The sequence below is a fragment of the Alloalcanivorax gelatiniphagus genome, from assembly GCF_005938655.1.
Lineage (GTDB): Bacteria > Pseudomonadota > Gammaproteobacteria > Pseudomonadales > Alcanivoracaceae > Alloalcanivorax > Alloalcanivorax gelatiniphagus.
The window spans coordinates 105,753-131,123 of sequence record NZ_VCQT01000020.1 but is presented as its reverse complement, the minus strand read 5'-3'; the positions used below and the strand labels follow the sequence as shown (position 1 = coordinate 131,123).

Below are 25,371 nucleotides of genomic sequence, written 5' to 3'. Positions count from 1 at the left end.
GGAACGTCTCGCTGGCGGCTTGGAAGATGGTGCGGGTAGCCGGAATCGAACCGGCACGGCCGTAAGGCCGAGAGATTTTAAGTCTCTTGTGTCTACCAGTTTCACCATACCCGCGTAACAGGAAAGGCTACCTGTGTAACGCGGCCCGGTGAAGCGGAAATGGAGGCGCGGGTCGGAATCGAACCGGCGTACACGGAGTTGCAGTCCGCTGCATAACCACTCTGCCACCGCGCCGTTAACCTGGGGAATAAAAAACCCCGGTATGAACCGAGGTTCTTTTGAATCCTGGAGCTGATTCTAAAACTGGAGCGGGAAACGAGATTCGAACTCGCGACCCCAACCTTGGCAAGGTTGTGCTCTACCAACTGAGCTATTCCCGCTTTGTCCACGCTTGAAGGTCTCCCCTCAACGCGAAGCCGCATTCTACCCGAGCGGCCTTCTCTGTCAAGCCTGTTTCTTCTGTGCTTTCAGTGCCTTGGCCAATTATTCGCCACGGCCGGCACCGCGAAACTGCGGCGCCGCGGCGCGCAGATAGCGGTACATGGACCACAGGGTCAGGGCGGTGGCCAGGTACAACGCGGCGTAGCCGATCCACAGACCCGGCGTCATCACGATATCGCCACTGGCGGTGTGCGCGGGCTTGAGTCCCAGCAGCACGGTGATCGACCCCATCTGCGCCACGGTCTTGATCTTGCCCACGGAACTCACCGCCACCCGGGAGCGCTGGCCCAGTTCCGCCATCCATTCGCGCAGGGCCGACACGGTGATTTCCCGGCACACGATCACCATGGCCGGCACCGACAACCACAGGGTGGCGTGCACCTGCACCAGCATTACCAGGGCCACCGCCACGATTAGCTTGTCCGCCACCGGGTCCAGAAAGGCGCCGAACGGGCTGGTCTGACCGAGCCGGCGGGCCAGATAACCGTCCAGCCAGTCGGTGAGACCGGCGGCCAGGAACAGGGCCGCCGCCATCACGTCGCTCCCCTTGGTGGGGACATAGAACACCAGCACCAGCACCGGGATCGCGGCCACGCGGATCAGGGTGAGGATGTTTGGCAGATTCAGAATGGGAGCGTGCTTGGACATGGGTACCGTCTTTGCCGTGGGGCGAAAAACGGGAGTATATCGGAAAGCGCCGTCGCTCTCATTGAAAACCCGGAAACCGGACCGCCTTGCCGCCGTGAAACCGCTCTACTCCCGACACCTTTTTACTCATGGAACCAGTTGTACAGGGTCTCGGCGGTCTGGGCGTTGATGCCCTCCACCCGGGCCAGTTCCTCCCGGGAGGCATTGCGCAATTGCTTGAGTCCGCCGAAGTGGTTGAGCAGCGCCTTGCGACGTTTGGGGCCGACGCCGGGAATCTCTTCCAGGCCGGAGCGGCGCGCCTTGCCGCGCCGGGCCCGGTGGCCGGTGATGGCGAACCGGTGCGCTTCGTCACGGACCTGTTGCAGCAGGTGCAGCGCCGGGCTGGCGCCGCCGGGCACCAGCTCGCGGCCGTCGGGCAGGTACAGCACTTCCAGGCCCGGCCGCCGGGTGGGGCCCTTGCCGATGCCCATCACCAGCACCCGGTTGTCCAGTTGCAGGCTCTGGATCACCTGGAAGCAGCGCTGCATCTGCCCCTTGCCGCCGTCGATCAGCAGCAGGTCGGGCAGCTTGCCCTCCTCCTTGACCACCCGCTGGTAGCGGCGGGTCACCGCCTCTTCCAGGGCCTGGTAGTCGTCGCCGCCCTGGTCCGGGGTGACATTGAAGCGCCGGTAGTCGCTCTTGCGGGCGCCCTGCTGATCGAACACCACGCAGGAGGCCACGGCCTTTTCACCCCGGGTGTGGCTGATGTCGAAGCATTCGATGCGGCGGATCGGCGCGTCCGCCTCCAGCAGGGTTTCCATGGCGTGGAAGCGCTGCTCCAGGTGCTCCCGGGCGGCCAGGTCGGCCTGCAGGGATTGTTCGGCGTTGGTGCGCGCCATGTTCAGCCAGGCGGCGCGCTGGCCGCGCACCCGGTGGGCCAGGCGGATACGCCGGCCCAGGCGGGTGGCCAGAGCCTCCTGCAGCGCTTCGCCGCCGGGCAGTTCATGGGGCACCACGATTTCCTGGGGAATCGATTGCTCGTCCCGTTCGCCCAGGTAGTACTGCGCCAGAAACGCCTCCAGAATCTCGGTGATGTCCTCCTCGCCCCGGGTATCCGGGTGGAAGCTGCGATGGCCGAGCACCCTCCCCTGGCGGACCATCAGCACCTCCACCACCGCCAGGCCATGGCGGGTCTCCACCGCCACCGCGTCCACGTTGCCGCCCCGGTCGGTTTCCACGTGCTGCTTCTGCTGCACCGACTGGATCGCCGCCAACTGGTCACGGAGCTCGGCGGCCCGTTCAAACTCCAGGTCGGCGGCGGCGCGCTCCATTTCGGCGGTGAGCTGGTCGGTGACCTGGCGGCTGCGGCCGGACAGAAAGTCCATCGCCATACTCACCTGCTCCTGGTAGGCCTCGCGGGTCACATAGTCCACGCAGGGCGCGGTGCAGCGGCGGATCTGGTATTGCAGGCAGGGGCGCGTGCGGTTGCGGAAAAAGCTGTCCCGGCAGTTGCGCACGCGAAACACCTTCTCCACCAGGGCCAGGGTCTCACGGACGCTGCCGGCGCTGGGGTAAGGGCCGAAATAGCGGCTGCCCGGGCGCCGCTTGCCCCGGTGGAAGGTGATGCGCGGGTAGTCGTCAAGGGTGGTGACCTTGATATAGGGGTAGGATTTGTCGTCGCGCAGCAGGATGTTGTACGGCGGCCGCAGTTCCTTGATCAGCGATTGCTCAAGCAGCAGCGCTTCCGCCTCGCTGCCGGTGACGGTGGTCTCCACCCCGGCGATCCGCGACACCAGCGCCCGGGTCTTGGCGCCGGTCAGGTTTTTCTGGAAATAGCTGCCCAGCCGGGCCTTCAGGTCGCGGGCCTTGCCCACGTACAGTACCTCGCCGGCGGCGCCCATCATGCGGTAAACACCGGGCTTGCGGGCGCAATGGGCGAGAAACTGCTTGGCGTCGAATTCGGGCAAGGACGGCTCCGGACGAAACGATGGGGCACCGGGGGATAATACCGGCCGCCGATTGTAACAGAGCCTTGGGCGGATGTTGCGGGGTGGCGGATGTCGCGGGGGGCTAGGCGGTGCCGAAGCCGTGGGCGTCGACCATGCCGTGGCGCACCGCCATCAGGGCCAGTTCCACGTCGCTGTCGATGCCAAGCTTGTCGAAAATCCGGTAGCGGTAGGTATTGACGGTCTTCGGCGACAGGCACAGCTGGTCGGCCACGTCCTGCACCTTATGGCAGTTCACGATCAACATCATGATCTGCAGTTCCCGCTCGGAGAGCAGGTCCAGCGGCGCCACATCCGGCGGCGAGAACGAGCGCAGCGCCATGGCCTGGGCGATGTCCGGGCTGATATAACGCTGCCCGGAAAACACCACCTTGATGGCCCGGGTCATCTCCTCCAGGTCGGTGCCCTTGCTGATGTAGCCGGCGGCGCCGGCCTGCAGCAGGCGGGACGGGAACGGCTCCGCCTCGCAGACGGTGACCGCGATCACCCGCAGGCCGTCGTCCTCGCGCAGCATGCGGCGGGTGGCCTCCAGGCCGCCCATGCCGGGCATCTTGATGTCCATCAACACCACGTCCGGGCTCAGGTCGCGCACCATGCTGATGGCGTCCTCGCCGGAACGGGCCTCGCCGACCACCCGGATTCCTTCCTGGTCGCCGAGCATGCGGCTGATACCGGTTCTCACCAAATCGTGGTCGTCGACCACCAATACCTTAATCATCGGGTTTTCCCCCACTTGACGTCCCTGATAGTGGAAATCCAAGCAATCCAAGAGACTAGCGCGAAGGCCGCGCGCTGCCTAGTGGCCCACGGGCGGGCCCGGGACCTAGACCATGGTCGCATTGACGGCCTCTCGCGGGCCAATCCGATTGACCCTCCCAAAACCGGCGATCATCCTTGGCCTCACACGGCCGAACCGACTACAAGGATAACGCCCATGAGTGCCATTCTGCTCCTGGTATTGGGCCTTGGTGGCATGGCGGCGGGTTATTTCGTCTATTCCCGCTTCATCGCCGACAAGGTCTATAAACTCGATCCCGATTTCAAAACCCCCGCCCACGAGTTCGAGGATGGCGTGGACTTCGTGCCCACCAACCGGTTCGTGTTATGGGGGCACCACTTCACCTCCGTGGCCGGCGCCGCGCCCATCGTCGGGCCGGCCATCGCGGTGATCTGGGGCTGGCTGCCGGCCTTTCTGTGGGTGGTGCTGGGCACCATCTTCTTCGCCGGCGTGCACGACGCCGGCGCGATCTGGGCCAGTATCCGCAACCGCGCCAAATCCGTGGGCGCGCTCACCGGTGAAGTGGTGGGCGGCCGCGCCCGCATCGTCTTCATGATCGTGATCTTCCTGGTGCTGCTGATGGTCAACGCGGTGTTCGGCGTGGTCATCGCCAAGCTGCTGATCAACACCCCCGGGGCGGTGGTGCCGGTGTGGGGCGCCATCGCCGTGGCCCTGGTGATCGGCCAGTTGATCTACCGCCGCGTCATCGGCCTGGGGCTGGTGTCGGTGATCGGCGTGGCCTGCCTGTACGGTCTGATCTTCCTGGGTCCGCAGGTGCCGATCTCGCTGCCGGAGACCACCGCCGGCCTGTCCGCCAACGCGGTCTGGATTCTGATTCTGTTCGGCTACGCGGCGGTGGCCTCGCTGCTGCCGGTATGGATGCTGCTGCAGCCCCGGGACTACATCAACGGCCTGCAACTGTTCGTTGGCCTGATTCTGCTCTATGCCGCGGTACTGATCGCCAACCCCACGGTGGTGGCGCCGATGATCAATACCGACCTGCCCATGGACACGCCGTCGATGATCCCGCTGCTGTTCGTGACCATCGCCTGCGGCGCCATTTCCGGCTTCCACGGCCTGGTGGCCTCCGGCACCACCTCCAAGCAGTTGGATAAGGAAACCGACGTGCGCTTCGTCGGCTACTTCGGCGCGGTGGGCGAAGGGGCCCTGGCGCTGGCCGCGATCATCGCCGCCACCGCCGGCTTCGCGTCCCTGGCGGACTGGCAGGCGGTGTACTCCGCCTTTGGCCAGGGCAGCCTGACCGCCTTCGTGGACGGCGGCGCCCGCATTCTGTCCGCCGGCACCGGCCTCAACAACGAGGTGGCCGCCACCCTGCTCACCGTGATGGCGGCGCTGTTCGCCGGCACCACCATGGACACCGGCCTGCGCCTGCAGCGCTACATCTTCCAGGAGTGGGGCGAGATCTATAACCAGGAATGGATGCGCAAGCCGTTCCCGGCCACCGCCCTGGCGGTGATCAGCTGCCTGGTGCTGGCGTTCGGCGCCGGCGGCGCGGACGGTTCCGGCGGCCTGCTGATCTGGCCGCTGTTCGGCACCACCAACCAGCTGCTGGCCGGCCTCACCCTGCTGGTGGTGACGGTGATGCTGGTGCGCCGTGGGCGCCCCACCCTGTTCACCCTGCTGCCGCTGATCTTCCTGCTGGTGATGACCCTGCTGGCGCTGCTGATCCAGCTGAAGGGCTTCTACATGAAGGAGAACTGGTTCCTGCTGGGGCTGGATCTGGTGGTGCTGGTGGCGGCGGTTCTGGTGACCCTGGAGTGCACCGCCGCCCTGCGCCGGCACAAGAAACTGCGCGAGGAGGAGGTCCGCTCTTGAGCGGGCCCCGCATCCTCGGCCGGCTGAAGCACTGGAGCCGGCAGGCCAGCCGTTTGGGGGCGGAGTACTACAACGCCCCCTACCGGGCCGCCATCGCCCGCGCCCGCCGCGACGAGGAAGACCTGTTCATGCTGCTGGTGTTCGCCGAGACCCTGGGCATTCCCAACCCGGCGGGCTGGTACACTCTGGAACTGCAGCCCCTGCTGCTGGACCGTTTCCACGACTGGCACCGGCGCATGGGCCTGCCCCATTCGCCGCTGGACCAGTTCCGCTGCTGTTGAGCCATGCCTGAAGCCAACCCCACCGAACTGAACATCACCGCCCTGCTGGACAGCCGCCGCCTGCTGATGGTCGGCGGCAAGGGCGGGGTCGGCAAGACCACCACCGCCTCCGCCCTGGCGCTGGCCGCCGCCGGCCGAGGCCGCCGGGTGCTGCTGGTGTCCACCGATCCGGCGCACAGCCTGGCCGACGCCTTCGGCCGCCCCATCGGCGACCGGGAAACCGCCCTGGCGGAAAACCTGTTTGGCCTGGAGATCGACCCGGACCGGGAGGTGGACGCCCACCTGGAGACGGTACGCGCGCGCATGGCGCGGTTCGCCGCCGCCGACCAGCGCCCGGAACTGGAGCGCCAGCTGCGGCTCAGCCGGCAGTCGCCGGGGGCCCAGGAAGCGGCTCTGCTGGAACGCCTGACCACCCTGATGGACGAGGACCAGCGCTACGATCTGATCGTGTTCGACACCGCCCCCACCGGCCACACCCTGCGGCTGCTCAGCCTGCCGGAAGTGATGGCCGCCTGGACCGAGGGCCTGCTGCGCCAGAACCGGCGCAGCGAACAGCTCGGCAAGGTGCTCGGCCACCTGAGCCCGGGCCGCGACGTGGAAAGCCTCACCGCCGAACCGGAAGAACGGGAACTGGAGGGCCTGGACGAGCGCGCCCGGGGTCTGGCGGCACCGTTGCTGGAACGGCAACGGCGCTTCCACCGGGCCCGCCGGCGGCTGCAGGACCCGGCGCACAGCGCCTTTCTGTTCGTGCTGACGCCGGAAAAACTGCCGATCCTGGAAACCGAGCGGGCGGTGCACAGCCTCACCGACGCGGGCATCCCGGTGGCCGGCGCCATCGTCAACCGGGTGCTGCCGGACGACGCCGAGGGCGCCTTTTTCCGCGCCCGCCGGGAGCGGGAACAGCGTCATCTGGCGGACATCGAAACCCGCCTGGGCGCCCTGCCCCGCCACCATCTGCCGCTGCTGGCCGACGATATCGAGGGTGTCGCCGCTCTGGAGGCGTTCGCCGCCCGCTTGCTTGGTTAGCCGGTGCCCCGATAGGCATCCTGTTCGCGCAGCAGAAAGGAGCCGCGCCCGGTGGCCAGCTTGCGCCCCTCCGCATCCAGCACATCGGCCACGCCCACCACCACCGAGCGACCGGCCTTGACGGTTTCGCCCCGGCAGATCAGCCGCCCCAGCCCGCTGGGCCGCAGGAAGCTCACATTGAGATCAATGGTCATCGGGCCGCAGTCCCGGCGCAGGGCGGAACGGGCGCAGGTGCCCAGCACCGTGTCGATCAGCACGCAGTAAATACCGCCGTGCACCATGCCGTAGGCCTGCAGCAGGGTCTCGGTGACCGGCAGCGCGATTTCCGCGCCACCGTCGCCCACCCGGTTCACTTCGATGCCCAGATAGGTTCGGAAAGGGTTACGCCGGTTCCAGGCGCGTTCGTCGTCGAGGGTCCAGCCCATGGGGTTCTCCACCGTTCATTACTTCACGGCCGGAGCGCGTATACTGTCGCCCAAGCCACGTTTTCGAGGTAGTTATGCCCGCGTCCAAAAGCAGCCCCTTCACCCCGGTCCGCCGCCGCTCCATGGAGGAAGAGGTGTACCTGCGGATGCGCGAGGCGATCCTGCAGGGGGACCTGCCCGGCGGCGAACGTCTGGTCCAGGAGGACATCGCCCAGCGTTTCGGCACCAGCCGCATCCCGGTGCGTGATGCCCTGCGCCGCCTGGAGGCGGATGGCCTGGTGGAGGCCGGAGCCCGGGGCGTGTACAGCGTCACCCGCTTCGGCCCGGACGACCTCAAGGAGGTCTACGCCCTGCGAGAACTGCTGGAGGGCCATCTGGTCGAGCACGCCTGCGAACACCTGACCGGCGAGGTGCTGGAGGAGCTTGAGCAGCTTCACCAGGACATGGAGCAGGCCCGCGCCGACCAGGACCCGGAGGCCTATGTGGCGCTTAACCAGCGCTTTCACCGGGCGCTCTACGACGCCGCCGACCAGCCGCGCACGGAGAAAATCATTCTGTCTCTCTGGCAGGGCATTCCGCCGCTGACGCCGCTGACCATCGAGCACCGCATGGACGAGTCCAGCCGCGAGCACCTGGCCATTATCGAAGCCCTGCGCGACCGGGACGCGCCCCGCGCCGCCACCGCCATGCGCGCCCATGTGGCCACCGCCGGCCGCGCCCTGCTGGAACACGTGGCCCGCGGCGACGTGAACCTGCGCTGAAGGCGCTCAGGACACGCGCCGGTCGCGGCCCCGCCAATGGGGCTCGCGCAGCACGTTCTTGAGCACCTTGCCGGCTCCGGACAGGGGCAGCGAGTCCCGGTATTCCACCGAACGCGGGCACTTGTAGCCGGCCAACTCCTCACGGCAAAAATCACACAGCGCCGCTTCGCTGACCTCACTGTCCGGCCGCAGCACCACCACCGCGTGGACGCTCTCCCCCCACTGGTCGTGGGGCACGCCGATCACCGCGCAGCTGGCCACCGCCGGATGGCGGGCCAGGCGGTTTTCCACCTCCGCGCAGAACACGTTCTCGCCGCCGCTGACGATCATGTCCTTGAGACGGTCGACGATGTAGAGGTAGCCCTCCTCGTCCATATAGCCGCCGTCGCCGGTGTGCAGCCAGCCGTCACGCAGCACCTCGGCGGTCTGCTCCGGCTGGTTCCAGTAACCTAGCATGACGTTGTCGCCCCGGGCGATCACCTCACCCACCGTGCCCGGCGGCAGCTCCTTGCCTTGCGGATCGACGACCCGCACCTCCAGCCCCCAGCCGGCGCGCCCGGCGGATCTCACCCGGCCATTGCGCAGCGCCTCGCCCCGGTGATTCCACCAGGGGTTCACGGTGATCACCGGCGACGCCTCGGTCATGCCGTAGGACTGCATGAAGCGGGCCCCGGGCAACGCCGCCATGGCCCGTTCCAGCAGTGCCTGGGAGATCGGCGAGGCGCCATAGGTGAGCGCTTCCAGGGCGCTCAGATCGTGGTCGGCGAAGGTCGGGTGGTCGATCAGCATCTGGATCATGCTGGGCACCAGAATCACATCGGTGACGCGCTCCGCCGCCATGTCGGCGAGCACCGTGTCCACCCGGAAGCCCGCTTCCACCACCGCGGTGCCGCCGACGATCAACTGGGTGACCAGCTTGGCCAGACCGGCGGTGTGAAACAGGGGCACCGCCATCAGGGTGACGAACGGCGACGGCACCTCGGTTTCCGCCAGCCGTCCCACCGCCGAACTCCACAGATTGGAATGGGACAGCATCACCCCCTTGGGAAAACCGGTGGTGCCGCCGGTGTAGAGAATCACCGCCAGCTGGTCGCCGCCGACCCGGCGGTCGGGCACCGCCTCGGCGGCGGCCAGCCAGGGTTCATAGGCGGTCAGCTCCGCCGGTGTCGGCGCCGCGCCCACATGAATCACCTGCTGCAGGCCGGGACACAGCCGGCGCAGTTCCGGAATCCGTTCCAGGAAGGCATCGTCCACCAACAACACCCGGGCGCCGCTGTCGGACAGGGAATAGGCCATCTCCTTCAGGCTCCAGCGGGTATTCACCGGGTTGGCCACCAAGCCGCCCCACCACAGCCCCGGAAAGTAATCCCAATGGACCGCGCCGTTGAGGGCCAGAATCGCCACCCGGTCGCCGGGCACCAGACCGGCGCCGGCGAGCGCGCCGGCCAGCCGCGCGCAGCGGTCCATCTGGGTGCGGTAATCCCGGCGGCGACCGTCTTCCACGGTCACCGCCCGTTGCGGAAACTGCTGCACCGCCCGGTGCAGACCCTGGGTCAGATACATGGCGTGCTCCTTAATCCAGCGTCAGACCGGCACCGATCAGGGCCGCCAGGGTACGAGCCATCATTGTCCTTCTCCTTATCATGGCGATGAGCGCAACGGGCCGGTCAGCCGGCCTCGCGCATCATGTTCCGGGCAATCACCAGCTGCTGGATCTGGCTGGTGCCCTCGTAGATCCGGAACAGCCGCACGTCCCGGTAGAAACGTTCGATGCCGTACTCGGCCATGTAGCCGGCGCCGCCGTGAATCTGCACCGCCCGGTCCGCCACCCGGCCGCACATTTCCGAGGCGTAGTACTTGCAGCAGGACGCCTCGGTGGCCACGTTCTCGCCCAGGTCCCGGCGCCGGGCCGCGTCCATTACCATGCTTTGGGCGGCGTACAGTTCGGTGCGGCAATCGGCGAGCAACGCCTGCACCAGTTGGAATTCCGCCACCGGCTGGCCGAACTGCTTGCGTTCCATGGCATAGCGCAGGGCATCGTCGAGCATGCGCTGGGCCACGCCCACGCAGATCGCGGCGATGTGGATACGGCCCTTCTCCAGCACCTTCATGGCGGTGGTGAAGCCGCGTCCGGGCACGCCGCCGATAATGTTGGCCGCCGGCACCCGGCAGCCGTCGAACACCACGTCGCAGGTGTGCGCGCCGCGCTGGCCCATCTTGCGGTCCGGCTTGCCCAGGGTGATGCCAGGGCTGCGCGCGTCGACGATAAAGGCGGACACGCCCTTGTGGCCGGGCTGGTCCGGTTCGCTGCGCGCCATCAGGGTGAACAGGCCGGCGTGGGGCGCGTTGGTGATGTAGCGTTTGGTGCCGTGAATCACATAGTCGTCGCCGTCACGGACCGCCCGGGTGGTCAGGGACGCCGCGTCGGAACCGGCCTCCGGTTCGGTGAGCGCGAACGAGGCGATCAGCTCACCGCTGGCCAGTCGCGGCAGCCACTCCTTTTTCTGCTGCTCGGTGCCGTCCATCAGGATGCCCTGGGAACCGATGCCCACGGTTGTGCCGAACAGGGAACGGAACGCCGGCGAGGTCTTGCCCATCTCGATCATCACCAGCGCTTCCTCTTCCATGGTCACGCCCAGGCCGCCGTACTCCTCCGGCACGGTGAGGCCGAACAGCCCGATCTCCTTCATCTGCCGGACCACGTCCTCGGGAATGCGGTCGTGCTCCGCCACCCATTCCTCCCTGGGCACCAGGGTGTCGCGCACAAAGCGGCGCACCGTATCCAGCAGCGCCGTCATGGTTTCCTGATCACGAATCATGTTGTTCTCCCGAGCGATCCCGCGGCCACTGAAAAGCGGCGGGCTTTTTATTGAGGAACCGGTCCACCGCGTCGCGGTGCGCCGAGGTGTCGAACAGCACCGCCTGACCCACCGCCTCACGGTGCAGCAGATCATCGCTGTCGCCGGCGGTCAGATGCCGGATTTCGTTCTTGATCATGGCCACCGCCGCCGGTGAGGCGCCTTCGAACGCCTTGGCGATCTCCAGTGCGCGCCCGGGCAGGCGGTCGCTGTCCAGGGCTTCACTGGCCAGCCCCAGGCGCAGGGCCTCGTCGGCGGACACTTCCCGGGCGCTGAGCACCAGTTCCCGGGCACGGCGCGGCCCGAGGGCGGCGCACAGCGCCGGCAGACCGCCCAGGTCCGGCATCAGCCCGACGCGCAGAAACGACATGCAGAAGCGGGCTCGGGGCCCCACCAGCAGAAAGTCGCCGCACAGGGCCAGGCTGAAACCGGCGCCATAGGCGGCGCCGTCCACCGCCGTGATGATCGGGCAATCCAGGGCCAGCAGCGGCTTGAGCCATTGGTGGCCCCGGGCCATGCGGCGGCGCCAGCCGTCCGCGTCCAGGCGCGCGCCGCCGATACCTTTCAGATCGCCTCCCGCGCAGAAGGCGCCGCCTTCCCCCTGGATCACCAGGGCGCGCAGGCTGTCGTCCTCGGACAGTCGCGGCAGCACCGCCAACAGTTCCTCCCGCAACACCTCGTCCAGGGCATTACGGCTGGCCGGGCGGGCCAGGGTCAGCACCGCCACGCCGCCGTCCCGCTGTAAACGCAACGCTTCCATGGGCTACTCCGGTTTCAGATCACGGCCGCCCTGTAGCGAGCTGCCGCCGTCCACGGTGAGCACCGCGCCGGTGACGAACCCGGCCCCGGGCGAACACAGGGTCATGGCCATGTTGGCCACATCGGCCAGCGCCCCCAGCCGGCGCAGCGGCACCGTGGCGCGCATCCGCTCCAGCGCCTGCTCGTTGGGCGCCAGCCGGCGGATGCCCTCGGTGTCACCGATCGGCCCGGGTACCAGGGAATTGACGCGGATACCCTGGTCGCCCCACTCCATCGCCAACACCTTGGTGATCATGTCCACGCCGGCCTTGGCGGCGCAGGCATGGACCTGATTGCGGGTCGGGTTGAACGCCTGGGGCGCGGAGATATTGAGCACCGCCGCGCCGGGTTTGCGCAGCCAGGCGTGGCCACAACGCAGCACGTTGAAGGTGCCCAGCAGGTCGATGTCCACCACCGTCTTGAAGGCGTTGCAGGACATATCCAGGGCGCTGGCCAGGAAGTTGCCCGCCGCCCCGGAGATCAGCACGTCGATCTCGCCGAACCAGTCCGTGGCCTGCCGGTAGGCGGCGTCCAGCGCCGCCGGATCGCGCACGTCGGCGGCGCAGCCCCGGGCCTCGCCGCCGCTCTCGCGGAGCCCGGCCACCGCCGCCGCCACCCGCTCCGGGTCGCGGCTGATCAGGAATACGCGGGCGCCGCGCTCGGCGAACGCCCGGGCGATGCCCAGGTTAATGCCGCTGCTGCCACCGGCCACGAACACCGAGCTGTTCTCGAAGGTCAATTCACTCATGCCAGTCACCGAATGCTGATGCCGGTCTCGTCGACCAGGTTTTGCCAGGTTTGCAGGTCATCCTCGATGACCTCGGCGAACGCCTCGCTGCGGTTGCCCACCGGGATCAGCCCCAGCCGGATCAGCAGTGAAGAGACTTCCTCGGATTGCACGATCTCGGAAATCGCCTCGGACAATTTGTCACGCACGTCGTCGGGAATGCCCGCCGGCGCCAGCACCCCGAACCAGCCGTAGGCGTCCATGCCCTCGAAGCCCAGTTCCTTGAAGGTGGGCACGTCCGGCTGGGTGGGCAGGCGCTCGGAACCGGTCACCGCCAGCACCTTGAAGGCGCCGGTATCGAGATGGGAACGGGAACTGGCGGCGTCGATGATCGCCAGGCGCACCTGCTCGCCGAGAATGGCGTTAAGCAACGGCGCCGAACCCGGGTACGGCACGTGCAGCAGATCCATGCCGGTCTGCAGGTTCAGGGACTGGCCCTGAATATGGGCGGAGGTGCCCATGCCGTAGTTGCCCAGCTCGTACTCCCCCGGGTGGTCGAGTACTTGCTGCACCAGCGCTTCGAAGCTGTCCGCCGGCACGCCCGGGGTGGCCACGAACAGGCTCTGGGAGCGCGCCACCAGCGACAGCGGTGTCAGGTCGGTGCGCACGTCGTAGCCCAGGTTGTCGAACAGCGCCGGGGCCTGCACCAGCAGGTTGATGCCGAACAGCAGCTTATAGGGGTTGCCCTGGTCCCGGGCCACGTAGGAGGCGCCGATATTGCCGCTGGCGCCGGGGCGGTTGTCCACCACCACCGCCTGATTCCAGCGCTCGGACAGCTTCTGGGACACGGCGCGGGCCAGGGTGTCGGTGGCCCCGCCGGGGGGATACGGCACCACGATCTCGATCTCGCGCTGGGGATACTGCTCGGCGCTGACCGTCTCGCCGAGGGCGGCGCCGCTCAGCAGCAGACCGCACAGCAAAGTGGGAATGGCGGTTTTCAGTGTTGTTATTGGCATGGTCGTCACCTTTTTGAATTGAATGGAACCTGGGTGGCGGAGTCACTGGGCGGCACGGGCCGCGTACTCCTCCTGTACATGCCGCCAGAGAATCTTGCCGGCGGCGGATTTGGGCAGTTCGTCCACAAAGCTGACCGCCCGGGGGGCCTTGTAAACGGCCATCTCCGAGCGCGCCCATTCGATCATGGCGGCCTCGTCCAGGCGCTCCCGGTAGGCCGGATCGATCACCAGCACCGCTTCCACCCGCTCGCCTTTTTCCCGGTCCGGCACGCCCACCACGCAGGCTTCGCGCACCGCCGGGTGGCGGTACATCAGGTTTTCCACCTCGGCGGGCCAGACCTTGTAGCCGGACACGCTGATCATTCGTTTGAGGCGGTCGGTGAGGAAGAAGTAGCCGTCCTCGTCCCGGTAGGCCAGATCGCCGGTGCGGAAGTAACGGCGGCCGTCGATCTCGATAAAGGCTTCCCGGTTGGCCTGGTCATTGTTCCAGTAGCCGTCCATCACCTGGCCGCCGCTGGTGACCAGTTCACCGCGCTCGTTGTCCGCCAGCGGTTCGCCGCTGTCCGGGTCGATGATCAGCGAGTGCACGTCGAAGGTGGGCACGCCGAGACACTGGCGCTTGTTGCGATGCACCGGGTTGGCGTGCAGGAAGGCGGCGGTCTCGGTGAGACCGTAGGACTCGTTGAAGACGATGCCGTGTTCGTCATTGAGCTTGCGCGACACCGCCTCGGGCATGGCGGCACCGCCGCCGAAAATCAGCGACAGGCTGGAGAGGTCGTGGTTTTCCACGTCCGGGTCGCCAAAGAAGCCCATCACCATGGACGGTGGCGCGCCCCATACCGTTACCCGCCAGCGCTCGATCAGACGGGCGGCGGTGTGGCGGTCCCAGCGGGGCAGGATCACCAGGGTGCCGCCCAGGAACAGCGGCAGGTTCATGGAATTCTGCAGGCCCAGCATATGGAACATGGGCGCCACCGACAGAAACACCGCCTCCGGATTAAAGGCACGCCACAGGCTGGACGCGTACAGGGCGGTGATCAGGGTACGGTGACTGTGCCGGCAGCCCTTGGGCTTGCCGGTGGTACCGGAGGTGTACGGCAGCACGCACAGCTGGTCCGGGCCGAACGGTTGAGCCGCCAGCCGGCCGCCCTCCGCCAGGGCATCGTTCCAGAACGTCACCGCCGGGTCCCGGGGCGGGCGCGGCGGGCCGGTGACCCAGGTGGGCGGGCTCAGGTCGCCGTGGTCGAGACCGTCCAGGCCATCGCTGTAATGGAACACCAGGGTGCGCGCCAGGCTGCCGTTGTCCACGCAGCCGCGCAGGGCCGGGTACAACTCCTCGGCACAGATCGCCACCCGGGCGCCGCTGTCGTCCACATAGTGCCGCAGTTCGTCGGTGGTGCTCATGGCGTTCACCGGCACCACCGCCGCGCCGATGGCGGTCACCGCATAGAAGGCGATCACGAACTGCGGGCAATTCTGACTCAGCAACAGCACCCGGTCGCCGCGCACCACGCCCCAGCGCTGGCGCAGATAGCCGGCCAGCCGCTCCACCCGGTCCTGGACCTGGGCATAGCTGAGCACCGCGTCGTAAAAAACCAGCGCCGGCTTGTCCGGAAAACGGCTGGCCATTTGCGCCAGGCTGTCCGCCAGCGTCAGCGACGGCACCGTCATGGGGTGGCCCAGGCCACGGGGATAAAAGCGGAGATGATTGTTATTCATGGTGTCTCCAAGGGCGCTCAGTTGAAGCGACGTTCCAGGTCCCGGGCGATCACTTCCTTCATGATTTCGTTGGCGCCGCCATAGACCTTGCCCACCCGGGCATCCGTGTACATGCGTGAGATCGGATACTCTTCCATGTAGCCGTAGCCGCCGTGCAGCTGCAGACATTCGTCCACCACCTGGCAATGCAGCTGGGTGGTCCACCACTTCGCCATGGCGGCGGTGGGCACATCCAGCGTGCCGTCGATAACGCCCTGGATGCAGCGGTCGATAAAGCAGTCGGCCACGGTGGCCTGGGTGTGCGCCTCGGCGAGTTTGAAGCGGGTGTTCTGCATCTCCAGAAGCCGCTGGCCGAACACCTGGCGCTGGTTGACGTACTCCAGGGTCTCGTCGATGGCCCGGCGCATGGCCGCCGCCGCGCCAATGGCGATCAGCAGGCGTTCCCGGGGCAGCTGCTCCATCAGCTGGGCGAAACCGCGCCCTTCCTCTCCGCCCAGCAACTGCCGGCGTGGCACCCGCACGTTGTCGAAAAACAATTCGGCGGTGTCCTGGCCGCGTTGGCCGATTTTCTTGAGCAGCCGGCCGCGCCGGAAACCTTCCACTTCCCGGGTGTCCACCAGGATCAGGGAGATGCCACGGCTGCCCTTGGCCTGCCGGTCGGTCTTGGCCACCACACAGATCAACTCGGCGTGGTAGCCGTTGGTGATGAAGGTCTTGGCGCCGTTGATCACATAGTCGTCGCCGTCCGCCACCGCCGTGGTGCGCACCGCCTGCAGGTCGGAGCCGGCGCCGGGCTCGCTCATGGCGATGGCCGCCACGGTGTCGCCGCTGGCCATGGACGGCAGCCAGTGCTGACGTTGCTCCTCGCTGCCGTAGTTGAGCAGGTAGTGGCCGACGATATTGCTGTGCACGTTGAGGCTGAAGCTGTTCAACTGGGCGCGGAACTGCTCCTGGCAGATCACCGCCTCGTGGCCGAAGCCGCCGCCGGCGCCGCCGTACTGTTCCGGAATACCGGCGCACAGCAGGCCCAGCCGGCCCAGTTCCCGCCATACCTCCCGGTCCGGGTAGCCCTGGGCCAGCCAGCGCGATTCACGGGGCACGAACTCGTTCTCGAAGATGCGGCGCACGGAACTCTGGAAAATGCGCAGGTCCTCGTTCATCCATGCGGGTGCTGGAGTGCTCATCCTCGCTCCTTACGGGCGGCCGCCGCCGCAAATGACGGTCTGGCCGCTGATGTAGTTGGATTCCGGGGTGCAGAACAGATAGACCGCGTCCGCCGCTTCCCGGGGCGTGCCGGCCCGGCCCAGGGGAATGCCGGCCTCGGCGGCGCGCAGGTTTTTGCCGGACACGCCCACCTTGATATCGCGGCCTTCGATGTTGACGGTCTTCTGTTCCTCGGTGGCCTGGGTGAGCCGGGTGCTGATCAGCGCGAAGGCCACGCAGTTCACGTTCACCTTGTAGCGTCCCCACTCCTTGGCCATCGCCTTGGTGAAGCCCATCACCCCGGCCTTGGCGGCGGAATAGTTGGCCTGGCCGGCGTTGCCCATGACCCCGGAGGTGGAGGAGATATTGACCACCTTGCGGAACACCTCGCGGCCCTGCTCCGCTTCCCGCTTGGCGCTTTCGCGCAGGTAGGGGGCGGCGGCGCGCAGAATCCGGAACGGCGCGGTCAGGTGCACGTCGAGCATCGCCGACCACTGTTCGTCATCCATCTTCTGGATCACGTTGTCCCAGGTGTAACCAGCGTTGTTGACGATAATGTCCAGGCCGCCCAGGGATTCCACGGCGGTGGCCACGAACCCCTCGGCGAACGCCGGGTCGGTGACGCTGCCGGGGAAACTCACCGCCCGGCCGCCGGCGGCCTCGATGGCGGCCACCGTGTCTTGGGCCGGCGCCGGGTCCAGATCGTTGACCACCACCGCGGCGCCCTCCTCCGCCAGTTTCAGGGCGATTTCCCGGCCGATACCCCGGCCGGAACCGGTGACCAGCGCCACCTTGCCGTCAAGCTTCCCCATGGTCGTTCTCCACTGTGTTGATCGCCTCGGCGGGCACCCGCACGGTGGCCTCGCCCTTGATCTTCAATTCGTCGTTCTGGTCCAGCACCGCCAGCACCAGGCGCAGCCGCCAGCCGTGGTCCAGCGCGCTGACCCCGGACACCCGTGCGCTGCATCTGAGCCGCGCGCCCACCGGCGTGATGGCGGAGAAACGCACCGCGTAGTCCTCGATCCAGGATTGCGGCACCCAGTCGGTGAGCACCCGGCCCAGATAGGCCATCGACAACATGCCGTGGGCGAACACATCGTCCATGCCCGCCCGGCGGGCGAAGTCGATGTCCACATGGATCGGGTTGTGATCGCCGGAGGCACCGCAATACAGCGCCAGATCGAGCCGCGACACCGGCCCCACGGCCAGTTCCGGCAGCGCCTGATCGGCGGCGGGCAGCTTGAAGGTGGCGGTGGCGCTCATGACTCGGCTCCTTGCGGGTTTCTCACCACGGTGACGCAGCGCAGGTCCGCCACCGCCTCACCGTGCTGGTTACTGACCCGGGTATCGCGCACCACGAATTCCAGGGCGCCGCCTTTCTTGGCATAGATGTCCGCGATCACCGGCTCGAAGCGCAGCCGGTCGCCGGCATGGGCCGGGCGGTGATAGCGGAAGCGCTGCTCGCCGTGCAGTACCCGGGCGATGTCGATATCCAGACGTTTGCGCAGCGCCGCCGGGTCCGGGGCGTCCATTTCCAGGCAAAACAGGAAGGTGGGCGGCACCGGCAGATCCGGATGACCGGCGGCGCGGGCCGCCTCCAGGTCGCTATAGAGCGGGTCGGTCTGGCCGATGGCCTTGGCGAACAGGGCCAGCCGGCCACGCTCCACCTCCACCTCGAACGCCGGCAAGGCGGCGCCGATATGAGACGTATCGATCATGGCCGTTCCTCAGTCCTTGCCGTACAGGGTCACCACGCAGGCGCCACCCAGGCCCAGGTTGTGCTGCAACGCCACCCGGGCACCGTCCACCTGCCGGGGGCCGGCGTCGCCGCGCAACTGCCAGACCAGTTCGGTGCATTGCGCCAGCCCGGTGGCGCCCAGGGGGTGGCCCTTGGAAAGCAGGCCACCGGAGGGGTTGGTGACCACCCGGCCGCCGTAGGTGTTGTCGCCATCGAGAATGAAGCGCTCGGCGGTGCCCGGCGCGGTCAGGCCCAGGCCCTCGTAGGTGATCAGTTCGTTGGCGGTGAAACAGTCGTGCAGTTCCACCACGTCCACCTCCCCGGGCCCGATACCCGCCTCTTCGTAGACCTGGCCGGCGGCCACCTCGGTCATCTCATAGCCGACCACCTTGCGCATGTCCTTGCTCTCGAAGGTGCCGGGCATATCGGTGGTCATCGACTGGGCGACGATATGTACCGCGCCCCGCAGGCCATGGCGGGCGGCGAAGGCCGGCGAGCACACCACCGCCGCGGCGGCGCCGCAGGTGGGCGGGCAACATTGCAGCCGGGTCAGAGGCTCGAAAATCATCGGCGCGTCCAGCACCTGCTCCAGGGTCACGGCGTCGCGGAACACCGCGTAGGGATTGTTGGCGGCGTGGCGGCGGGCCTTCACCGAAATCCGCGCGAAGGTCTCCGGCGAGGCACCGTACTCGCGCATGTAATCGCGGCCGGCGCCGCCAAAAAACTGCGCCGCCCGGGGCGCCTGGTCGTCGTAGTCCTGCACCTCGACCATGGCGTCCACCAGCCCGGCCACCGCCGAACGGCGGTCGCTGAACGGGCTGCTCAGGGCGCCCGGGGTCATCTGCTCAAAGCCCACCGCCAGGGCACATTCCACGGCACCGGCGGCCACCGCCTGGCGGGCCAGAAACAGGGCGGTGGAACCGCTGGCGCAGTTATTGTTGACGTTGACGATGGGAATGCCGGTGAGGCCAACCTGGTAAAGACCGGCCTGGCCGCTGGTGGAATCCCCGTACACATAGCTGGCGTAGGCCTGCTGCACCTGGTGGTATTCGATGCCGGCGTCCTTCAGGGCGGCGCTGGCGGCCTGGGCCGCCATCAGGTGATAGGACTCACTTTTTCCCGGCTTGCTGAACGGGATCATGCCGACCCCGGCCACGTACACGCGTTCTTTCATTGTTGTCTCCCATCTCATTGGGGTCATGTTGCCGTGGGGCCTTAACCGGGGGCATGGCGCGACCCCTCAAATTGATTGGCCGAACTCAACAATCTGGCCGCGATGGGCACGGGTTTTGAGATGGGTGTAGCTGAGATGGGTGTAGCGGTATTCACCGGGGGGCAGCCCGGTCCATTTCTTGAACGCACGATGGAAGGTGCTGAGCTCGGAAAAGCCCAGCCGGAACGCCACGTCCTGCAATTGCAGTTCCGGATTGGAAAGGTATTCAATGGCCGCGTCGCGGCGCAGGCGATCCTTCAGTCCCTGATAGGTCTGACCCTCCGCGCGCAGCCGCCGACGCAGGGTCTGCGGCGTCATACCAAGGGTGTCGCCGACCTGCTCCAGGGTCGGCAGGCCGCTGTCCAGGTGCTTGCGCAGCAGGCGGCGAATGCGCTCGGTGACCGAAGTTTCGTCCCGATAACGCACCAGCAGATTGGCCGGCGCCTGCTGGAAAAATTCCTCCACGCTGAGCCGGTTCTGCACCACCGGCAGGTCCAGCCAGCGGGCATCGAATTCGTAACCGAAGCGCGGCTGGTCATAAAACACCGGCGCCTGGAACATCACATAGGGGTCGGTGCCGCTGCCCGGCCCCGGCTGCTGATAGTGCACCGCCCGCAGCGGCAGACGCCGAGCCACCAGCCAGGAGGCCAGCCCCCAGGAAAAAAACATAAAGGTGCGGCGGGCGTAATGGGCCGCCAGGGGGTCCGGGCCGTCCTGATGAATCATCACCCTGGCCACCCCCCGTTGCACGGTGAGCCGCGCCACGAAATCATCGAGCATCAGATGATAGAACGAGAAGCCCTTGCGCATGGCTTCGCCCAGGGTGCCGCAATCGATCAGTTCCCGGCATATATGGGCGAACGCGCCCAGCCGCACCGGCTGACTGCACAAGCCGAAATATTCATCCCGCAGGGTGCGCCCGAGCAGTGACAACAGACGGGCGTACTGCTCCTGGGACACCCGCGACAGGGGCGTTTCCAGCAGCGACGGCGAGATACCGGCACGCCGCAGTAGCCGGCGCACGTCCACGCCCTGGTCGCGGGCGCCCTCGGTGATCTCGATCACATGGGAAATGGCGATGGTGTGAGTGGGTGGCGCGCAGCTCGGGGTCATCCGTCCGCCCCCCTGGCCACCCGGATACCGCGCCCGACCAGATGGCGCAGGGAAAACAGGAAAATCAGAATGCTGACGACGATCAGGGTGGCACTCAGCGGCCGTTCCATGAACACCATGAAATCCCCCCTCGACAATAACAGCGCGCGGCGCAGGTGTTCCTCCAGCGCCGGCCCCAGCACGAAGCCCAGCAACAGCGGCGCCGCCGGATAACGAAAGGCGTTGAGCACATAGCCCACCAACCCGAAAAACAGCGCCACATAAAGATCGAACACATTGTTGCGCGCGCTGTACACGCCCACGCACACGAACACCAGAATAATCGGATAGAGAATCTGGTAGGGAATGGACACCATCCGTACCCATAAACCGATCAACGGAATGTTAAGCACCAACAATAAGAGATTGCCCACCCAAAAGCTCATGATCAGTCCCCAGAACATTTCCGGGTTCTCGGTGATAAAGCGCGGGCCCGGCACGATACCGTGCAGCATCATGGCGCCAAGCAGCAGCGCCATCACCGCGTCGCCGGGAATGCCCAGGGTCAGGGTGGGAATAAAACCACTCTGGGTGGCCGCGTTATTGGCGGCCTCCGGCGCCACCACCCCTTCGATGGCGCCCTTGCCGAAACGCTCCGGCTGACGGGAAATCTTTTTCTCGCCAATGTAGGCAAGAAAAGACGACAGCACCGCGCCAACGCCGGGCAGCACGCCGATCACCGTGCCCAGCAGGGAACCCCGGCCGGCGGGCATCCAGAATCGCCGCCAATCGTCCCGGTCCGGCATCATCGAACGCAGGGTTACCTTCTCCGGGCGCCGCCGTTCGCCGGGGTCTCGCCCAACGTTGGCGAGAATCTCGCCGATGCCGAACAGACCCATGGCGATGGCGATCAGATTGACGCCGTCGGCGAGGCCTTCCAAACCGAAGGTGAAGCGGTACTGGCCGGAGGTCACGTCGGTGCCGATCAGCCCCAACACCACGCCCACGATCACCATGGCCACGCCCTTGAGCGGCGAGCCACTGGCCAGGGACGACGCCGCCATCAACCCCAGCAGCATGATCGCGAAGTATTCATAGGCGCTGAACTTCACCGCGAACGCCGCCACCACCGGGGCGAACCCCATCACCACCACGATGGCGAAGGAACTGCCCACGAAGGAAGCGATGGCGGTGACGAACAGGGCAATGCCGGCGCGGCCGTTACGGGCCATGGGAAAACCGTCGATGCAGGTCACCGCCGATGTGATGCTGCCCGGCAGGTTCAGCAGAATGGCGGCGGTGGAGCCGCCGTACATGGTGCCGTAGAAAATACCCGCCAGCATCACCAGGGCGGCGGTGGGATCAAAATGGTGGGTGATCGGCAACGCCAGGGAAATCGCCGCCAGGGCACCGATGCCCGGCAACACGCCGACAAAGGTGCCGATGGTCACGCCGATAAAACAGAACAGGAAGGTTTCCAGGGTCAGGGCTTCGTTGAGCCCGAGCACAATATTGTTCCACAGATCCATGGCCGCTACTCCGGAAACACCGGCACCGGAATGCCGAGCGCCTCAATGAACAACAGCACGCTCACCGCCGACATCAGCACCGCGATCACCAGGATCGACAGGGGCCGCAGGGTGCGTTCACCCAGGGCACTGAGCACCACCAGACTGAACACCGCCGGCACCATCCCGGCCCGCTCCACCAGCTGGGCAAAACTGATGATGCCCAGGGACAGCATCACGAAGGGACGCATCAACAGCGGCGGCGGCGGATTGTCCGAGCGCACCACCTCGATGATCAGCGCCACGCCGATGGCGGCCAGCAGCAGCCCGAGAATCATCGGGAAATAACCCGGCCCCATGCGACGCAGATCGCCCAGATCATAGCCGCCGGCGATGCCCGCCACCGCCAGGCCCACCAGGGTGAACGCGACCGCCACCAGGATCTCGCCGCGATTGAAACGCCGGCCGGGGGACGGCGACCGGAGCGGCGCCGTTTGCGACGCGCGGGTATCGGTGCTCAAGATGCACCTCCTCATTGTTATTCGATCGTTATGGTTGGTTTGGCGCACCGCTAAGCATGGTCCGGGGCCCACGAATACGCCTATGGCGATAGCCGCCAAAGCGCTTGGCGGAACCGTTCATCGACCGGTGTGTTGCCGGCGCCGGCATGAAGGGTTCCGCCAACCGGATTCCGCCAAAAGTACTCAGCCCAAAAGCGCGATCAGAGCGTGTCGCCGGTGCCCAGGATCGCGGTGGACTGGCTCGACAGGGTGCCGCCATTGCCTTGCACGATGGCGGTGGCCGGTGCGGCCACCTGGCGGTCGCCGGCCTCGCCACGCAACTGACGCACCGCTTCGATGGTGGCGAAGATGCCGTACATGCCCGGGTGGCCCCAGGACAGGCCGCCCCCGTTGGTGTTCACCGGCAAGCTGCCGCCGGGACGGATATGGCCATCGGCGACGAAGGCACCGCCCTCCCCTTTGGCGCAGAACCCCAGGTCCTCCAGGAACAGCAGCGTGTTGATGGTGAAGGCGTCATAGAGTTGCGCCATGTCCATGTCGGCGGCGGCCAGCCCGGCCATGGCATAGGCCTGCTCGCCGGATTGCCGGGCGGCGGTGACGGTCAGGTCCGGCATTGAGGAAATCTGCCGGTGCCACACCGCCGTGCCGCTACCCAGCACGTACACCGGCGGCCTGGGCAGGTCCCGGGCGCGCTCGGCGCGCACCAGCACATAGGCGCCGCCACCGTCGGTGACCAGGCAGGAATCCCGCACCGTGAGCGGGTCGGACACCATCCGCGAGGCGAGCACCTGGTCCACGGTGAGCGGGTCGCGCATGAAGGCGTCCGGATTGAGCCGCGCCCATTCCCGGGCGGACACCGCCACCTCCGCCAGTTGCGCCCGGGTGGTGCCGAATTCGTGCATGTGCCGGGACGCCGCCAGGGCATAGGCGGACAACGGCAGAATCGGCTCATAGGGATGCTCGTAGGGTTGCGGGTCCATGCGGCGGCGGGCCTTGGCCACTTCCTTGCGGTTCAGCGTGGAGGTGCGCTGGGCGCTGCCGTAGCACACCAGCACGGCGTCACACTGGCCGGCTTCCAGCGCCAGCATGGCCGGCATCAGATGGGCCACGAAGCTGGAACCGCCGATCATGGTGCCGTCGATAAAACGGGCGTTGATGCCCAGGTGCTCCACCACTTCCATGGGCCACATGGTGGCCAGCACGCTGGCGGTACAGAGGCCGTCGATGTCGTTCATGGTCAGGCCGGCGTCGGCCACCGCCCGGCGGGCAGCGTTGGCCAGCAGGTCCATATCGCTGTAGCCGGGGGCTTCACCGCAACCGAAGGTGGCGACGCCGGCGATGGCGGTCTTGCCGCGCAGCTGGCTCAGGCTGGCATTATTCATGGTCGCTCTCCCCGGCGTTGTTGGATGCCACCGCGTCGAACAGCAGCAGCCCCTCACCTTCCGTTACCGCCACCCGGGCCTGTACCGGCAGGCCGATGCGCACCGCCTCGGCGGCGATCCCTTCCACCCTGCTCATCAGTCTGGGGCCCTCTTCCAGGTCGATCAGCGCCACGTTGTAGTCGCCGCCGGCCTCCGGCTTGCGGCGCACGGTGGTGGTGGCATGGACCGTGCCCCGGCCGCTGGGGGCGAACCAGTCCAGCTCGCCGGCGCCGCACTCCGGGCACAGTTCGCGGGGATAGAAAATGGCGCTGCCACAGGCGCGGCAACGTTGAATCCGGAATTGGCCCTCCGCCAGGGCGTCGGCGTAAACACGGGCCGCCGGCGCGGGCCGGCTCACTGCGTGGTCGTTCATGGTCGGTTGTCTCCGAAAAGCGGGGTCAGATCGGGTCCCAGCAGAACACGTCCGCGGACTTGTCCAGGTGGTGGAAGCTGGCGCGCAGCGCGGGCAGCGCCTGGGACAACACGGTCTCCGGCGTCCAGCCATCGCTGTTGTGCACCGAGCGCACCGGCCGGGGCTGGCTGATCAGGAAAATCTCGTTGTTGCGCACCGCGAAAATCTGACCGCTCACATCGGCGGTGGCGTCGCCCACCAGGGCCACCGCCAACGGCGCGATCTTGGCCGGGGTCATCTGTTTGAAGCGCTCCACGCGCTGTTTTTCTTCCTCGCTGTCCGCCGGTACCGAGCCGGTCATGCGACTCCAGGCGAATGGGGCAATGCAGTTGGAGCGCACATTGAAGCGCTGCATATCCAGGGCGATGGACTTGGACAGCGCCGCCACGCCCAGCTTGGCGGCGGAATAGTTGGCTTGCCCCAGGTTGCCGATCAGCCCGGAGGTGGAGGTCATGTGCACGAAGGCGCCGCCGTCCTGGGCCTTGAAATGGGGCGCCGCCGCCCGGCTCATGTAGAAGGCACCGTAGAGATGCACCCTGAGCACCGCATCCCATTCGTCCACGCTCATCTTGTGAAAGAAACGGTCCCGGAGAATGCCGGCGTTGTTGACCACGCCGTCGATGCGGCCGAAATGATCCAGGGCGGTCTGGATCACCGCGTTGGCGCTGGCCGCCTCGGACACGCTGTCGGTGCTGGCCACCGCTTCGCCGCCGGCGGCGCGGATCGCTTCCACCACCTGTTGCGCCGGGCCGGCGTCGTTGCCCTCGCCGCTCAACGATGCGCCGATGTCGTTGACCACCACCCGGGCGCCCCGGGCCGCCATGGCCAGGGCGATATCCCGGCCGATGCCACCGCCGGCGCCGGTGACCACCACCGCCTTGCCGTCGAGCAGATTGCTGTTCGACATAACTCCTCCCGTTCGTTTGTGCCGTTCATTTCTGTTGAAGCTATTCTTGTTGAAGCG

The 25,371-nt window shown here is 67.0% G+C and carries 25 protein-coding genes and 3 tRNA genes; 4 read left to right on the top strand and 24 right to left on the bottom strand.

Annotated features, from left to right (window positions below; all coding sequences use genetic code 11):
- Positions 1-27 precede the first annotated feature (27 nt).
- The 6 genes from FGS76_RS05250 to uvrY all read right to left on the bottom strand — a co-directional run bounded on the left by FGS76_RS05250 (position 28) and on the right by uvrY (position 3,792).
- A tRNA-Leu gene (locus FGS76_RS05250) sits at positions 28-114 on the bottom strand.
- Positions 115-160: 46 nt separating this feature from the next.
- A tRNA-Cys gene (locus FGS76_RS05245) sits at positions 161-234 on the bottom strand.
- Between the two features lie 70 nt (positions 235-304).
- Positions 305-380: transfer RNA gene (locus tag FGS76_RS05240), tRNA-Gly, on the bottom strand.
- A 103-nt stretch (positions 381-483) separates the two neighbouring features.
- Complete coding sequence (gene pgsA / locus FGS76_RS05235) at positions 484-1,089, bottom strand: CDP-diacylglycerol--glycerol-3-phosphate 3-phosphatidyltransferase (RefSeq protein ID WP_138771572.1); 606 nt, start codon at positions 1,087-1,089, stop codon at positions 484-486.
- 122 nt (positions 1,090-1,211) lie between these two features.
- A complete protein-coding gene (gene uvrC, locus FGS76_RS05230) occupies positions 1,212-3,035 on the bottom strand; it encodes an excinuclease ABC subunit UvrC (protein WP_138771571.1) in 1,824 nt (607 codons plus the stop codon).
- A gap of 103 nt (positions 3,036-3,138) precedes the next feature.
- A complete protein-coding gene (gene uvrY, locus FGS76_RS05225) occupies positions 3,139-3,792 on the bottom strand; it encodes a UvrY/SirA/GacA family response regulator transcription factor (protein ID WP_138771570.1) in 654 nt (217 codons plus the stop codon).
- 216 nt (positions 3,793-4,008) lie between these two features.
- On the opposite strand from uvrY, the gene FGS76_RS05220 reads away from it, so the two are divergent.
- From FGS76_RS05220 to FGS76_RS05210, 3 genes are read left to right on the top strand one after another with little or no spacing between them, the layout of a single operon-like run.
- Positions 4,009-5,688 (top strand): carbon starvation CstA family protein, encoded by a 1,680-nt coding sequence (locus FGS76_RS05220; RefSeq protein ID WP_138771569.1) that lies wholly within the window; start codon positions 4,009-4,011, stop codon positions 5,686-5,688.
- A gap of 11 nt (positions 5,689-5,699) precedes the next feature.
- The gene (locus FGS76_RS05215) at positions 5,700-5,969 is read left to right on the top strand and encodes a cory-CC-star protein (RefSeq protein ID WP_138771602.1); all 270 of its coding nucleotides are present in this window, start codon (positions 5,700-5,702) and stop codon (positions 5,967-5,969) included.
- Positions 5,970-5,972: 3 nt separating this feature from the next.
- On the top strand, positions 5,973-6,995 hold the full coding sequence (locus FGS76_RS05210) for an ArsA family ATPase (RefSeq protein ID WP_138771568.1): 1,023 nt from the start codon (positions 5,973-5,975) through the stop codon (positions 6,993-6,995).
- On the opposite strand, the gene FGS76_RS05205 is transcribed toward FGS76_RS05210, so the two are convergent.
- Positions 6,992-7,420 carry a PaaI family thioesterase gene (locus tag FGS76_RS05205; protein ID WP_138771567.1) on the bottom strand — a complete coding sequence of 143 codons (429 nt, stop codon included), beginning with the start codon at positions 7,418-7,420 and terminating at the stop codon, positions 6,992-6,994. The two genes, FGS76_RS05210 and FGS76_RS05205, sit on opposite strands and share 4 nt — an antisense overlap.
- Positions 7,421-7,494: 74 nt before the next feature.
- On the opposite strand from FGS76_RS05205, the gene FGS76_RS05200 reads away from it, so the two are divergent.
- Positions 7,495-8,181, top strand: a complete 687-nt coding sequence (locus tag FGS76_RS05200) for a GntR family transcriptional regulator (RefSeq protein ID WP_170214401.1) — start codon at positions 7,495-7,497, stop codon at positions 8,179-8,181.
- Positions 8,182-8,187: 6 nt separating this feature from the next.
- Here the strand turns inward: FGS76_RS05200 and FGS76_RS05195 are convergent, their stop codons facing one another.
- The 17 genes from FGS76_RS05195 to FGS76_RS05115 form a co-directional block, all read right to left on the bottom strand.
- Positions 8,188-9,744, bottom strand: a complete 1,557-nt coding sequence (locus FGS76_RS05195; protein ID WP_138771566.1) for a class I adenylate-forming enzyme family protein — start codon at positions 9,742-9,744, stop codon at positions 8,188-8,190.
- A 104-nt stretch (positions 9,745-9,848) separates the two neighbouring features.
- Positions 9,849-11,000 (bottom strand): acyl-CoA dehydrogenase family protein, encoded by a 1,152-nt coding sequence (locus tag FGS76_RS05190; RefSeq protein WP_138771565.1) that lies wholly within the window; start codon positions 10,998-11,000, stop codon positions 9,849-9,851.
- The gene (locus FGS76_RS05185) at positions 10,990-11,799 is read right to left on the bottom strand and encodes an enoyl-CoA hydratase/isomerase family protein (protein WP_138771564.1); all 810 of its coding nucleotides are present in this window, start codon (positions 11,797-11,799) and stop codon (positions 10,990-10,992) included. Before FGS76_RS05185 ends, FGS76_RS05190 begins: the two co-directional genes overlap by 11 nt.
- A 3-nt stretch (positions 11,800-11,802) precedes the next feature.
- Entirely contained in the window at positions 11,803-12,585 is a 783-nt protein-coding gene (locus tag FGS76_RS05180) for an SDR family oxidoreductase (RefSeq protein WP_138771563.1), read from the bottom strand.
- A 5-nt stretch (positions 12,586-12,590) separates the two neighbouring features.
- Positions 12,591-13,580: a Bug family tripartite tricarboxylate transporter substrate binding protein gene (locus FGS76_RS05175; RefSeq protein WP_138771562.1), complete on the bottom strand. Its 990-nt coding sequence runs from the start codon at positions 13,578-13,580 to the stop codon at positions 12,591-12,593.
- Between the two features lie 42 nt (positions 13,581-13,622).
- Positions 13,623-15,299, bottom strand: coding sequence for a long-chain-fatty-acid--CoA ligase (locus FGS76_RS05170; RefSeq protein ID WP_138771561.1), 1,677 nt, complete (start codon positions 15,297-15,299; stop codon positions 13,623-13,625).
- A gap of 17 nt (positions 15,300-15,316) precedes the next feature.
- Positions 15,317-16,483 (bottom strand): acyl-CoA dehydrogenase family protein, encoded by a 1,167-nt coding sequence (locus FGS76_RS05165; RefSeq protein ID WP_138771560.1) that lies wholly within the window; start codon positions 16,481-16,483, stop codon positions 15,317-15,319.
- 9 nt (positions 16,484-16,492) lie between these two features.
- Positions 16,493-17,314 carry an SDR family NAD(P)-dependent oxidoreductase gene (locus FGS76_RS05160; RefSeq protein ID WP_138771559.1) on the bottom strand — a complete coding sequence of 274 codons (822 nt, stop codon included), beginning with the start codon at positions 17,312-17,314 and terminating at the stop codon, positions 16,493-16,495.
- Positions 17,301-17,765, bottom strand: coding sequence for a MaoC/PaaZ C-terminal domain-containing protein (locus FGS76_RS05155; protein WP_138771558.1), 465 nt, complete (start codon positions 17,763-17,765; stop codon positions 17,301-17,303). The genes FGS76_RS05160 and FGS76_RS05155 overlap by 14 nt, the downstream gene beginning before the upstream one ends.
- Positions 17,762-18,220 carry a MaoC family dehydratase N-terminal domain-containing protein gene (locus FGS76_RS05150; protein WP_138771557.1) on the bottom strand — a complete coding sequence of 153 codons (459 nt, stop codon included), beginning with the start codon at positions 18,218-18,220 and terminating at the stop codon, positions 17,762-17,764. The genes FGS76_RS05155 and FGS76_RS05150 overlap by 4 nt, the downstream gene beginning before the upstream one ends.
- A gap of 9 nt (positions 18,221-18,229) precedes the next feature.
- Complete coding sequence (locus FGS76_RS05145; protein ID WP_138771556.1) at positions 18,230-19,414, bottom strand: lipid-transfer protein; 1,185 nt, start codon at positions 19,412-19,414, stop codon at positions 18,230-18,232.
- Positions 19,415-19,480: 66 nt separating this feature from the next.
- Complete coding sequence (locus FGS76_RS05140; protein WP_138771555.1) at positions 19,481-20,566, bottom strand: AraC family transcriptional regulator; 1,086 nt, start codon at positions 20,564-20,566, stop codon at positions 19,481-19,483.
- Entirely contained in the window at positions 20,563-22,074 is a 1,512-nt protein-coding gene (locus tag FGS76_RS05135) for a tripartite tricarboxylate transporter permease (protein ID WP_138771554.1), read from the bottom strand. The genes FGS76_RS05140 and FGS76_RS05135 overlap by 4 nt, the downstream gene beginning before the upstream one ends.
- Before the next feature lie 5 nt (positions 22,075-22,079).
- Positions 22,080-22,574: a tripartite tricarboxylate transporter TctB family protein gene (locus tag FGS76_RS05130; protein ID WP_170214400.1), complete on the bottom strand. Its 495-nt coding sequence runs from the start codon at positions 22,572-22,574 to the stop codon at positions 22,080-22,082.
- 200 nt (positions 22,575-22,774) lie between these two features.
- Positions 22,775-23,956 (bottom strand): thiolase, encoded by a 1,182-nt coding sequence (locus FGS76_RS05125; RefSeq protein WP_138771552.1) that lies wholly within the window; start codon positions 23,954-23,956, stop codon positions 22,775-22,777.
- Positions 23,949-24,368 (bottom strand): Zn-ribbon domain-containing OB-fold protein, encoded by a 420-nt coding sequence (locus FGS76_RS05120; protein WP_138771551.1) that lies wholly within the window; start codon positions 24,366-24,368, stop codon positions 23,949-23,951. The genes FGS76_RS05125 and FGS76_RS05120 overlap by 8 nt, the downstream gene beginning before the upstream one ends.
- Positions 24,369-24,393: 25 nt before the next feature.
- Complete coding sequence (locus FGS76_RS05115) at positions 24,394-25,314, bottom strand: SDR family NAD(P)-dependent oxidoreductase (protein ID WP_138771550.1); 921 nt, start codon at positions 25,312-25,314, stop codon at positions 24,394-24,396.
- Between the last annotated feature and the right edge of the window lie 57 nt (positions 25,315-25,371).